The organism is Streptomyces sp. Tek67B01 (genome assembly GCF_055231995.1).
Genome location: NZ_JBUYUY010000001.1, coordinates 3,410,462 through 3,422,054 on the forward strand (window position 1 = coordinate 3,410,462; position 11,593 = coordinate 3,422,054).

Genomic DNA, 11,593 nt, shown 5'->3' on the forward strand with positions numbered 1-11,593 from the left:
GGGATCGTAGGGACGAATCGGCCGCCCTGTCACCGGCGTGTCATATGGCGAGACAGGATCGTCCGAATGGCGGGACGAGAGGAGCCCCGGAGGTCGTTTCGCGGCCTCCGGGGCTCCTCCTCGCGGTCCGTCCTCCTACGGGTCGGACCGGTTGTCTCACGATCCGGCCAGCACCACGTCCGTACCGGTCAGGGAGAGGTGTACGCCCTGCTCGTCCGAGGTCAGCGTGGAGAGCTGGAGCCCGGCCGGCAGGCCCCCGTCGACGGAGCGGTCGAAGTCGGTCTGCTTGCGGATGAGCCGTTCGACGCCGGGGATCCCCTCGCCCGGCACCTCGTCGGCGTGCACCCGGACGATCTTTCCCTTGCCGGACGGGGCGTCCGCGAGGCTGACGGTCGACACCACACTGCGCGTCAGGGTCTTGCCCAGGATGTCCACGCGGGCCGTGACCTTCACCTTGCCCGGCCGGCCGCCGTAGGCGACGGTGACGCCGGTCTGCGAGGCCTCGGTGAGGTCCGCGTACGAGACGAACGCGGTGCCCTCGGCACGCCGGGCCGTGCCGCCGCTGTAGTCCCCGTTCAGCTTGACCCCGTGGAAGGCCGCGTCGAGACGGGTCAGACGGGTCTTGCGGCCGTCGGCCGTGGCCTCGACCCCCTTGAGCGTCACGTCGACCCGGTCGAGGTCGTGGCTGAGCGCCTGGGTCAGGAAGGGGAACCCGCGGATGTCCACCTCGGCGCTGCCCGCCAGTCCCTGACGGGCCTGTATGCGTTCGGCGATCCGGTTCTCGGCATAGCCGACCGCCCACCGGTCGGCGCCCACGAAGAGCCCGCCCAGGATCACTGCGATGATGACGACGACGCGTAGAAAACGCACGTGCCCCTCCCCCTACTGATCGGTACGTGCGCTCTAGTTGACCATGTCCCGACATGTGGCCGCCGTCAGCACGGCGGTCAGCCGACCACCCGACCCATCAGGTAGACGGCGGGGGCGGCCGCCGCGAGCGGCAGCGCCACACCGGCCGTCATGTGGACGAACTTCGACGGGTAGTCGTACGCGGCCACTCGCAGCCCCACCAGCGCGCACACACCGGCGGCAAGACCGACCAGTGCCCCGCCTGCCCCGAGACCGTTCAGCGAACCGACGGCGATGCCCGCGCCGGCCGCGGCGGCCAGTGAAACGGCGACGGAGGCCGGGGTCGGGAGCGGCAGCGCACGGGCGAAGACGGCCACCGCCACGGCTGTCGCGCCGACTCCCACGGCGGCCGAGCCGGCGGCCAGGTACCCGGCACAGACGATGGCGAGCGCGGCGGAGGCCACCGAGGCCATCAGGCCGTACATCCGCTCGTCGGGGTCGGCGTGGCTGCGCAGCTGGAGGACCAGCGTGAGCAGCACCCAGGCGCCGAGGGTGCCGACGATGGCGCCGGGGCCGTACACGTCGTCCACCGCGAGCACCGCCGCGTCCGCGACGACGGCTCCGGCGAAGGCGAGGGCGATGCCCTGGCGGGCGGGCCACATGCCGTTGAGGCGGAACCAGCCGCCCGCGGTGAGCCCCTGGAGGGCGATCAGCGGTGCGAGCAGCGCGAGGCCGCCGAGCGCGGCGGCTCCGGCCAGCAGCAGCCCGAGGGCGGCGGTCAGCAGGGCCGACTGCGGGCCCGGGTCGATGATCGGCGACCGGCCCTCGGCGCGGGCCTGGGCGGGGTCTATGGCGCGCAGGGTGTTGCCCGCCAGGGTGGGCGGCGAGTACTCGGGCTCCTCGCCGGGCGCGGGCTGTCCCTGCGGGGTGGCGGGCTGTCCCTGCCGGGTGGCGGTCGGCCGCGGGGCGGCGTGCGCGCCGGTCGGCGGGGCCATCGCGTCCGTGATCGGCGGCAGATAGGCCGTGGCCGGGTCCCCGTCCCGCACCGGCGGAAGGTAGGCCGTGGCTGCGGCGTCGTCCCGCACCGGCGGCAGGTAGGCGGTCGCGGCGGCGTCGTCCCGCACCGGCGGCAGGTACGCGGTCGCGGCGGCGTCCGCGTGCTGGGGGGCGGCCGTCTGCGGCGGGAGGTACGCGGTGGTCTCGGCCCAGTTCCCGGCGGGAGCGGAAGCCGGGGACGCGGGGGCCGGAGCCTCGGGGGCGGGGCCCTCCTCCCGGAACCAGTCCTGGGGGACTACGCCCTCCCGGACCGGCGGCAGGTACGCCGTCTGAGCGGCCCAGTCCTGCGCGGGCGCCTGGGCCGGGGCCTCCTCGCGGAACCACCCCTCGGACGCCACCGGCTGCTGGTGCTGCGGCTCGTTCCGGTGCTGCGGCTCGTACTGCTGGTGAGGCTCGTACTGCTGGTGGGGCTGCTCGTACTGGTGAGGCTGCTGGGGTGCCTGCTGGTGCTGGTGAGGCTGCTGGGGCGGGGCCTGCTCCCGGTAGGGCGGCAGGTACGCGGTCTCCGCGGCCCACTCCTGCGCCGGCGGCCGGGCCGGGGCCTCGTCCCGGAACCAGCCCTCGGGCGCCACCGGCTGCTGCACCTGCCCGGGCACCCCGCCCAGCGGCGGGGCGGGCGGCTGCGGAACCTGCCGCACCGGCTGGTGGCCGGTCTCCCACGTGTCGGACTGCCAGGTCTGGGTCCCGTACGGGTCCTGCGGACCGCCCTGCGGCTGCTGTTGTTCGTCGGAGTTGCTCATCTGCTCCCGCTCACCCGCCCGCGAACGGCGGGAGCACCTCGACGGTGCCCCCTTCCGTCAGCAGGACGGCATCGTGCGGGCGCTTGCCCACAGGCTCGTCGTTCACGAGGAAGGAGCAGCGCAGCAGGACCCGGGTCAGTTCACCCGGGTGGCGTTCCCGCACGGCGTCGAGCGCCTCGGCGAGCGTGCGCGCCGAGTACGGCTCCTCCGCCGTCTCGGCGGCGGCCTTGGCCGCCGCCCAGTAGCGGATGGTTCCGGTTGCCACTGCTGCTCCCATCGTCGGCTCCTACCGTCGGCCTCCATGATGACGCCTCCCACCGGATGCCCGGCGTGGCGGGAACCACAGAAGCGGGATCGAATGAGTCCTCGGCCGCGAAAGGGCCCGTGGGCTATCCTGGCGGTGCAGAGGATCCGGGCAACGTTGCCCCCGGGTCCTTTTGTGCTTTCAGCACGTTGAACGGACCGAGAACAGGTGCCGTCCGGGCCCCAGGGCGCGGGGACCGGGCAGGCACCGCACGAAGTCGTACGAAGCAGTGCCGCGAAAGTCCTCGACGGGACCGAGGAGGAACCGAGTGATGGACCAGCGAACCGTGCACGCGCACAGGGGCGTGCACGACCACCCGACCCGGGCAGGTGGTCGGGCATGAGCTCGCTCCTGCTCCTCACCAACGCCCTACAGCCTTCCACCGAGGTGCTTCCGGCACTCGGACTGCTGCTGCACAACGTCCGGGTCGCCCCCGCGGAGGGCCCGGCCCTCGTGGACACGCCGGGTGCCGACGTGATCCTCATCGACGGCCGTCGCGACCTGCCGCAGGTGCGGTCGCTGTGCCAACTGCTTCGCTCCACCGGGCCCGGCTGTCCGCTGATCCTCGTGGTCACCGAAGGCGGCCTGGCGGCCGTAACCGCCGACTGGGGCATCGACGACGTCCTCCTCGACACCGCCGGACCGGCCGAGGTCGAGGCACGGCTGCGGCTGGCCACCGGCCGGCAGCAGCTCGGCTCGGACGACTCCCCGATGGAGATCCGCAACGGCGACCTGTCGGTCGACGAGGCGACGTACTCCGCGAAGCTGAAGGGTCGGGTCCTCGACCTCACCTTCAAGGAGTTCGAACTGTTGAAGTACCTCGCCCAGCACCCGGGCCGGGTCTTCACGCGTGCCCAGCTCCTCCAGGAGGTCTGGGGGTACGACTACTTCGGCGGCACCCGGACGGTGGACGTCCACGTACGGCGGCTGCGCGCCAAGCTGGGCCCCGAACACGAGTCGCTGATCGGTACGGTCCGCAACGTCGGCTACCGCTTCGTCACGCCGGAGAAGGTGGAACGGGCGGCGGCGGAAGCGGCGGCCCAGGCCGCCGCGGCCCTCCCCCGTATGGAGGAAGCTCCGGTAACCGTCCAGTCGGCAGGACGCCCTGCCCAGAGGTAGGTCACCCCGCGTAGACTGCCGCGCGTGGCCAAGGTGACGCGGGATGACGTGGCGCGACTTGCGGGTACCTCTACCGCCGTCGTGAGCTACGTCATCAACAACGGACCCCGGCCGGTTGCCCCGGCCACGCGCGAGCGTGTACTCGCCGCGATCAAGGACCTGGGCTACCGGCCAGACCGGGTGGCCCAGGCCATGGCCTCGCGGCGCACCGACCTCATAGGCATGATCGTGCCGGACGCGCGGCAGCCGTTCTTCGCGGAGATGGCGCACGCGGTCGAGCAGGCCGCCGCCGAGCGCGGGAAGATGGTTCTGGTCGGCAACTCCGACTACCGCGACGAGCGCGAGGTCCACTACCTGCGGGCCTTCCTCGGCATGCGGGTGTCCGGCCTGATCCTGGTCAGCCAGGGCATGAGCGAGCGCGCCGCCTCGGAGATCGAGGCGTGGGACGCCCGGATCGTGCTGCTGCACGAGCGGCCCGAGGCGATCGACGACGTCGCGGTCATCACGGACGACATCGGCGGCGCGCAGCTCGCGACGCGGCACCTGCTGGAGCACGGGCACCCGTACGTCGCCTGCATCGGCGGCGTCGAGAACACCCCGTCGGTCGGCGACCCGGTCGCGGACCACGTCGAGGGCTGGCGTCGGGCGATGCTGGAGGCCGGGCGGTCGGTCGAGGGCCGGCTGTTCGAGGCCCCGTACAACCGCTACGACGCGTACAAGGTCGCCCTGGAGGTCCTGTCGGGCCCCGACCGGCCCCCGGCCATCTTCTGCGCGACGGACGACCAGGCGATCGGTGTGCTGCGGGCGGCGCGGGAGCTGCGGATCGACGTGCCGGGCGAGCTGGCGGTGGCCGGCTTCGACGACGTCAAGGAAGCGGCCCTGACGGACCCGCCGCTGACGACGATCGCCTCGGACCGCCCGGCGATGGCCCGCGCGGCGGTGGACCTCGTCCTGGACGACGCCCTGCGGGTGGCGGGCTCGCGTCGGGAGCGGCTGAAGCAGTTCCCGTCGGCACTGGTGATCCGCCGCTCCTGCGGCTGCCGCCCTTGACGCGCCCCTCGCCTCTTTGACGCGCCCCCTCGCGCGACTCGGCGCGAGGGCGCCTTGTCGGCTTCGGGCCGCTGCGCCGGACTCCGTCCCCTATCCACCCTTCCACCGTTCCCCGGGGCTCCGCCCCGGCCCCCAACCGACCACTCCTGGGCGCCAAGGACGAGGGAGCCAGGCCGGGCAGGCCCCAGGCAGCCGCACCGCACCCGGCCACCGGGGCCAAATCCAGCCCCGCCGGCGATCTAGGCGCGGGGGCCCGGGGCCAGGCCCCCCGGCAACGGCGCCGCACCCGGTCACGGGGCCCTGCCAATCCAGCCCCGCCAAATCGAGCCTCGCCGGCGTTTGAGGCGCGGGGGTCCGGGGGCAGGCCCCCGGCAACGGCGCCGCACCCGGACACCCACGGGGCCCCGCCAAATCCAGCCCCGCCGGCGTTTGAGGCGCGCGGCGCGGGGCGGAGCACCGCAAAGCCCGGCGCAGCCACCCCGCCCGGGCGCGGCCTTATATCGGGCATACGCGGTTCTGTCGGGCTTCTCAGCCGGGACTCAGAGTGCTCTCATGAACCGCGGACATAGTCCGAGTCATGACCGACAGCTTCCGCCGCGAAGGCGAGTACCCCCAGGAGTACCCCCCGCCCCCCGCGTACCCCCCGGCGGCCCCGGCACCGGCATCGGCACCGGCTCCGCAGCGGGCCCGGCGGCCCGTCGCGCTCATCGCCGCCGTCGCCCTCGCCGCCGCCCTCATCGGCGGCGGGACCGCCGCCGCCGTCGAGGAACTGCTCGGCGCGCACGGCGCCGGCGCCGGCGGCGTATCCGGCACCAACGTCTCGCAGTCCAGCACCGGCACGGTGGCCGGCGTCGCCGAACAGGTCAGCCCCTCCGTCGTGCGGATCGACACCAGCACCGGCTCCGGCCAGGGCACCGGCTCCGGCGTCATCCTCAGCGCCGACGGCGAGATCGTCACCAACAACCACGTCGTCAGCGGCGCCACCGAGATCCAGGTGACGACGAGCGACGGCAAGAAGTACGCCGCCAAGACCCTCGGCACCGACCCCGCCAAGGACCTGGCCCTCATCAAGCTCCAGGGCGCCTCCGGCCTCAAGTCCGCGAAGCTCGGCAACTCCGACGACCTCCGCGTCGGCGACCAGGTCGTGGCCATCGGCTCCCCCGACCGCCTCACCGGCACCGTCACCAGCGGCATCGTCTCGGCGCTGAACCGGGACGTGAGCGTCCCGAAGTCAGAGGAGCAGCAAACCCCCCAGCGCCGCCAGGGCGGCGGCGGTTGGCCCTTCTCCTACGACGGCCGGCAGTTCAACGGCGGCACCGGCAAGAACACCACCTCGTACAAGGCCATCCAGACCGACGCCTCCCTCAACCCGGGCAACTCCGGCGGGGCCCTCGTCAACATGAACGGCGAGATCGTCGGAATGCCCTCCGCGATCTACTCCCCCTCCACGGACAGCTCCGGCGCCGGCAGCGTCGGCCTCGGCTTCGCCATCCCGGTCAACACGATCAAGGGCGAGCTGTCCTCGCTCCGCCACGGCGGAACCGGCACCGACACCGACAACGGCTCCGACAACGGCACCAGCGACAACGGCGGCAGCGACAACGGCGGCCTGAACTCCTTCTGACGCCCTAGCCTGGGGAAGCCGCCGCAGCACCGATCACACCACCACCCTGGGGGACCGACCATGGCCGCAACGACTGCCGGGAGCGCCGAAGGCGACCCCCAGCGCGTCCTCGTCGTCGACGACGAGCCGGCCGTCCGCGAGGCCCTGCGCCGTAGCCTCGCCTTCGAGGGGTACGCGGCGCAGACCGCCGTCGACGGGCTCGACGCCCTCGACAAGGCGGCCTCGTACGCCCCCGACCTGATCGTCCTGGACATCCAGATGCCCCGGATGGACGGTCTCACCGCGGCCCGCCGGCTGCGCGCCTCCGGCAGCACCACCCCGATCCTGATGCTGACCGCCCGCGACACCGTCGGCGACCGTGTGACCGGCCTCGACGCGGGAGCCGACGACTACCTCGTCAAACCCTTCGAGCTCGACGAGCTCTTCGCGCGGGTCCGGGCCCTGCTGCGCCGCAGCGCCTACGCCGCCCCCGCCACCGCCCCCGGCGGCGCACGGCCCGAGCACACCCTGACCTTCGGCGATCTGCGCATGGACCTCACCACCCGCGAGGTCACCCGGGCCGGCCGGCCCGTGGAGCTGACCCGTACCGAGTTCACGCTGCTGGAGATGTTCCTCTCCCACCCCCGACAGGTCCTGACCCGTGAGCAGATCCTGAAGACCGTCTGGGGCTTCGACTTCGAGCCCAGCTCCAACTCCCTCGACGTGTACGTCATGTACCTGCGCCGCAAGACCGAGGCGGGCGGTGAACCGCGCCTGGTGCACACCGTGCGCGGCGTGGGGTACGTGCTGCGCGCGGGCGAGAGCGGACCCGAATGAGCCCGGTCGCCCGGTTCCGCGGCCTGCCGCTGCGCTCCCGGCTGGCCCTGCTGGTGACCGTGGCGGTGGCGGTCGCCGTGGCGGCGGTCGCCGTCGTCAGCTGGTTCATGGTCCGTACGCAGCTGGTCGATCAGCTCGACAGCTCGCTGCGCTCCACCAACGCCAGCGCGCAGGCCAACCAGACGCTGTCCGAGGTCGGCTGCCGCGAGAAGGTGCCCGGCGCCATCGTCAACAACCTGAGCGCGCAGGTGCAGATCGTCCTGCCCTCGGGCGGTCGGTGTTGGGTGGACGGCAAGAACACCCTCCCGGTGACGGGGTACGACCTCCAGGTCGCCCAGGGCCGGCGCGGGGCCGTGCTGTACGACGGCCGCACCACCGAGGGCACCCCGGTCCGCGTCTACACCCAGCCGGTGAACGTCAGCGGGCCGGTGGGCGGCACCGTGGCCATCTCCGTCGCCAAGCCGCTCGCCGATGTCGACAAGCCGCTGTCCACCCTGGCCTGGGTGCTGCTGTTCGTCTCGGGCGTCGGCGTCGTCGGTGCGGGCGTGGCTGGGCTGTGGGTGGCCCGGACGGGCCTGCGGCCCGTGGACGAACTGACCGGCGCGGTCGAGCACATCGCGCGCACCGAGGACCTGACCGTGCGGATTCCCGACGACGGCGACGACGAGATCGCCCGCCTGTCGCGGTCGTTCAACTCGATGACGGCGGCCCTCGCCTCCTCGCGCGACCGGCAGGCCCAGCTGATCGCGGACGCCGGGCACGAGCTGCGCACCCCGCTGACCTCGCTGCGCACCAACATCGAACTGCTCGCGCGCAGCGAGGACACCGGTCGGGCCATCCCGCCGCAGGACCGCAAGGAGTTGCTGGCCTCGGTCAAGGCGCAGATGACGGAGCTGGCCGCCCTGATCGGCGACCTCCAGGAGCTGTCCCGGCCGGACGCCGCCGCGCACGTACGGCTGGAGGTGGTGGCCCTGCACGACATCGCGGAGACGGCGCTGTCCCGGGCCCGCCCGCGCGGTCGTGAGCTGACCTTCGGTTCGGACCTTCGGCCCTGGTACGTCCGGGGCGAGGCGGCGGCGCTGGAACGGGCGGTGGTCAACCTGCTGGACAACGCGGTGAAGTTCAGCCCGCCGGGCGGCGTGGTGGAGGTGGCGTTGCGGGCAGGCGAACTGACCGTGCGCGACCACGGGCCCGGTGTCCCGGCCGACGACCTCCCTTACGTCTTCGAGCGGTTCTGGCGTTCCCCGTCGGCGCGCGCCCTGCCCGGCAGCGGGCTGGGCCTGTCGATCGTGGCCCGTACGGCGCAGCGCGCGGGCGGGAGCGCCGAGCTGCGGGCGCCGGCGGACGGCGGGCCGGGGACGGAGGCGGTGCTGCGCATCCCGGGCGCTCCGACCCCGCCGCCGGCGCCGCCGGCGGCGCCGGGGAACGGGTCAGTTGTGCCGGATCAGTGAGTCGACCAGGCCGGTCCGGGTGTTCGGGAAGTCCATGGGGACGATCCCGAGCCCGGTGCTCCCGGTCAGCTCGCCCCCGTCGACGAACGCGTGGACCTGCGGGTTGAGCCGGTCGGAGTTCCAGCGCGGCGGCATGTACGCGGCGGTGCTGGTGTAGTTCACGAAGAGCTTGCCGGGCTGTCGGACGGCCCGACGGAACTGGTCCTCGATCTTGCCCCGCTTGGCGAACGGCTCCGCGTTGTAGTCGTCCTGGATGTCGAAGACGTTGCCGTCGCCGTACCGCAGGCCGGGCAGTCCGCCGTTGTCGGCGAGCAGGACGACCTTGCCGCGGGCCTGGCCCAGGGTGGGCAGGGTGTCGGAGATCCGGAAGAGCGGACGCCACCCGCGGTTGTCGAGGTAGTCGTCGAAGACCGCGCGGAAGGTCGCGTCGCTCTCTCCCGAGTACTCCTGCTTGACCCTCATCAGGACCGTCTCGGAGGGGTGCGCGGCGAGGAAGTTCCAACAGGCGACGAGGACGTCGCCGAACATCAGGTCCTGGAAGAAGGCCGCGTGGTGGATGGCGAAGGAGCCACCCGTGACGCGGCAGCGGACGTCGAGGAAGCGGATGCCGGAGTCCAGCTGCTGTGCGATCGACGTGTTCTGGCAGGCGACGTAGAGCCCGCCCTTGGTGGCGCCCGAGTCGTGGGTGCCGGGGATCGTCATCCGGTGTAGGGCGGTGGAATCGCCGAGCCCCGCCATCCAGTCCTGCCCGGCCAGGGTGCGGGCGGAGGCCGTCCCCGCGCCGGCGCCGAGGGCCAGGGCGGCGCCCGCCGCCAGCGCCCCGCCGAGGAACCGCCGCCGGTCGAGGCGCGTCGCCGACAGCGCGCCCCCGCCCGTGCGTGCGTCCGCCCCCGTCCGCGCGTCCGTGTCCCCGCCCACGCCTGTCTCCACGCCCATGTCCGCCCCTTTGCCGACTCGGTTGGTCGCCCGGATTATGGCGTGGCGGAGCGACGTTTACTACCCGTCGGTAGCGCTCACCTTTCGAGCAACTCGGCCATCGTGCGCAGACCTTGGGCGAGTTCCCGGCCGTCGGGCGCCTGCTCCGGGTCGGTCAGCGCCTGCACCATCACCCCGGACAACAGCGCGAGGTGCACCGACCCGAGGGACCGTACGTCCTCCTCGGCGACCGCGTCCTCGGGTACGCCGCGCAGCCCGGCGGCGACCGTGCGGCGCGAGCGGCGCTGACCCTCGGCGAGGGTGGCCAGCAGCTCGGGCGAGGACTGGGCGTGGACGAAGGCCTCGATGGAGGCGATCCAGAGCCAGCGCATGTCGCGGAAGTCCCGGATCTTGCGGTTCCACATGTCGGCGTACCGTTCCGCGTGCGTCTCCCCCTGCCCGGCGAGCCGGCCGGCCTCCGCGGACCACTCGTCCATCGCCGCGAAGAGCGCCTGGTTGAGCAGTGCCTCGCGCGAGCCGAAGTGGTAGCCGATCGCGGCCATGCTCACCCGGGCCGCCGAGGCGATGTCGCGCACGGTGGTGCGCAGGTACCCCTTCTCCTCCAGGCAGCGGCGCGCTCCGGCCAGCAGGTCCTCGCGATTTCCCATGCCCGGATGGTAGCCGCGCCCCGATTTTGGGCAGACGCCCAAGACGAACGTATTGCGCACTTGCCCAAATCCTGGCAGGCTCGTACGCGTCACCTTCACCGCACACACGGGTTCACCACACTCAGCGGGTTCACCGCACACACGGGGAGAACGGACCATGCGCCACACGCTGACCATCGACGGCCGCACACTGTCCTACCGGGACTTCGGCGGCCCCGGCCGCCCGCTGCTCGCCCTGCACGGAGGGATGTCCGAGGGCATCGCCTTCACCGGCCTCGCCGACGCCCTCGGCGAGCAATGGCGGGTCATCGCCCCCGACCAGCGCGGCCACGGCGACTCCGACCGGGCCCCCGACTACGGCCGGGCCGGGTACGTCGCCGACGCCGTCGCGCTCCTCGACCACCTCGGCCTGGATGAGCCCGTCGCCGTACTCGGCTACTCCCTCGGCGGGATCACCGCCTACCAGTTGGCCGCCGCCCACCCCGGCCGGGTCTCGGCCCTGGTCGACGTGGACGCCACCGTGAAGATCGACCCCGACACGGCGGGAGGGCTGTTCACCTTCCTCGGGGGCATGCGGTACACCGCCCCCACCCGCGAGGAACTCCTCGCCGCCGCCGGGCCGGTGGGCTCCCGGTTCGTCGAACAGGCGCTGCGCCCGCTCCCCGGCGGCGAGGGCTGGCGACTGCCGTTCCACCCGCAGGACATGACCGACTCCGCCGAGGCCTGCCGCGGCGACCACTGGGACAGCTGGCTCGCGAGCACCTGCCCGGCCCTGCTGATCCACGGCACCCGCAGCCAGACGCTCCCGCAGGACACCGCCGACGCGATGGTCACCCGGCGGCCCGGGACCTCGTACGCACCCCTCGACGGGGACCACTTCGTGCCGTTCACCGACCCGGACGGCTTCCACGAGGCCGTCCGGACGTTCCTCGCCGGACTCTGAGAACACGCGGACTCTGAGAACACAGCGGAAAGCACCGCAGGGGCGGCGGGCCGACCGG

Annotated in this window: 11 protein-coding genes; 6 read left to right on the forward strand and 5 right to left on the reverse strand. The window is 73.1% G+C overall.

Features of this window, described 5'->3' with window-relative positions; genetic code table 11:
• Positions 1–156 precede the first annotated feature (156 nt).
• The 3 genes from ACV7NM_RS15325 to ACV7NM_RS15335 form a co-directional block, all read right to left on the reverse strand.
• Complete coding sequence (locus tag ACV7NM_RS15325) at positions 157–870, reverse strand: LmeA family phospholipid-binding protein (protein WP_463410807.1); 714 nt, start codon at positions 868–870, stop codon at positions 157–159.
• 77 nt (positions 871–947) lie between these two features.
• Positions 948–2,243, reverse strand: coding sequence for a hypothetical protein (locus tag ACV7NM_RS15330; RefSeq protein WP_463413951.1), 1,296 nt, complete (start codon positions 2,241–2,243; stop codon positions 948–950).
• 412 nt (positions 2,244–2,655) lie between these two features.
• Positions 2,656–2,910, reverse strand: coding sequence for a MoaD/ThiS family protein (locus ACV7NM_RS15335; protein ID WP_190187233.1), 255 nt, complete (start codon positions 2,908–2,910; stop codon positions 2,656–2,658).
• A gap of 378 nt (positions 2,911–3,288) precedes the next feature.
• On the opposite strand from ACV7NM_RS15335, the gene ACV7NM_RS15340 reads away from it, so the two are divergent.
• The 5 genes from ACV7NM_RS15340 (at position 3,289) to ACV7NM_RS15360 (ending at position 9,009) form a co-directional block, all read left to right on the forward strand.
• Positions 3,289–4,068 carry a response regulator transcription factor gene (locus ACV7NM_RS15340; RefSeq protein ID WP_136213704.1) on the forward strand — a complete coding sequence of 260 codons (780 nt, stop codon included), beginning with the start codon at positions 3,289–3,291 and terminating at the stop codon, positions 4,066–4,068.
• Between the two features lie 24 nt (positions 4,069–4,092).
• Positions 4,093–5,118, forward strand: coding sequence for a LacI family DNA-binding transcriptional regulator (locus tag ACV7NM_RS15345; protein WP_463410808.1), 1,026 nt, complete (start codon positions 4,093–4,095; stop codon positions 5,116–5,118).
• 577 nt (positions 5,119–5,695) lie between these two features.
• On the forward strand, positions 5,696–6,742 hold the full coding sequence (locus tag ACV7NM_RS15350; RefSeq protein ID WP_463410809.1) for a S1C family serine protease: 1,047 nt from the start codon (positions 5,696–5,698) through the stop codon (positions 6,740–6,742).
• Between the two features lie 60 nt (positions 6,743–6,802).
• A complete protein-coding gene (locus ACV7NM_RS15355; RefSeq protein WP_463410810.1) occupies positions 6,803–7,558 on the forward strand; it encodes a response regulator transcription factor in 756 nt (251 codons plus the stop codon).
• Positions 7,555–9,009, forward strand: coding sequence for a sensor histidine kinase (locus ACV7NM_RS15360; RefSeq protein ID WP_463410811.1), 1,455 nt, complete (start codon positions 7,555–7,557; stop codon positions 9,007–9,009). Before ACV7NM_RS15355 ends, ACV7NM_RS15360 begins: the two co-directional genes overlap by 4 nt.
• On the opposite strand, the gene ACV7NM_RS15365 is transcribed toward ACV7NM_RS15360, so the two are convergent.
• Both ACV7NM_RS15365 and ACV7NM_RS15370 read right to left on the reverse strand, forming a co-directional pair.
• The gene (locus ACV7NM_RS15365) at positions 8,989–9,945 is read right to left on the reverse strand and encodes a phosphatidylinositol-specific phospholipase C (protein ID WP_463410812.1); all 957 of its coding nucleotides are present in this window, start codon (positions 9,943–9,945) and stop codon (positions 8,989–8,991) included. The two genes, ACV7NM_RS15360 and ACV7NM_RS15365, sit on opposite strands and share 21 nt — an antisense overlap.
• A 77-nt stretch (positions 9,946–10,022) precedes the next feature.
• Positions 10,023–10,592, reverse strand: a complete 570-nt coding sequence (locus ACV7NM_RS15370; RefSeq protein WP_463410813.1) for a TetR/AcrR family transcriptional regulator — start codon at positions 10,590–10,592, stop codon at positions 10,023–10,025.
• Between the two features lie 157 nt (positions 10,593–10,749).
• Here ACV7NM_RS15370 and ACV7NM_RS15375 point away from each other — a divergent pair, with 157 nt between their 5' ends.
• Positions 10,750–11,535, forward strand: coding sequence for an alpha/beta fold hydrolase (locus tag ACV7NM_RS15375; protein WP_463410814.1), 786 nt, complete (start codon positions 10,750–10,752; stop codon positions 11,533–11,535).
• Positions 11,536–11,593: the final 58 nt, after the last annotated feature.

Bases quoted from the DNA above. Each gene is read 5' to 3' on its own strand.
- ACV7NM_RS15340 (WP_136213704.1), top strand. From the start codon at position 3,289: ATGAGCTCGCTCCTGCTCCTCACCAACGCCCTACAGCCTTCCACCGAG.
- ACV7NM_RS15350 (WP_463410809.1), top strand. From the start codon at position 5,696: ATGACCGACAGCTTCCGCCGCGAAGGCGAGTACCCCCAGGAGTACCCC.
- ACV7NM_RS15355 (WP_463410810.1), top strand. From the start codon at position 6,803: ATGGCCGCAACGACTGCCGGGAGCGCCGAAGGCGACCCCCAGCGCGTC.
- ACV7NM_RS15360 (WP_463410811.1), top strand. From the start codon at position 7,555: ATGAGCCCGGTCGCCCGGTTCCGCGGCCTGCCGCTGCGCTCCCGGCTG.
- ACV7NM_RS15365 (WP_463410812.1), bottom strand. From the start codon at position 9,945: ATGGGCGTGGAGACAGGCGTGGGCGGGGACACGGACGCGCGGACGGGG.
- ACV7NM_RS15370 (WP_463410813.1), bottom strand. From the start codon at position 10,592: ATGGGAAATCGCGAGGACCTGCTGGCCGGAGCGCGCCGCTGCCTGGAG.
- ACV7NM_RS15375 (WP_463410814.1), top strand. From the start codon at position 10,750: ATGCGCCACACGCTGACCATCGACGGCCGCACACTGTCCTACCGGGAC.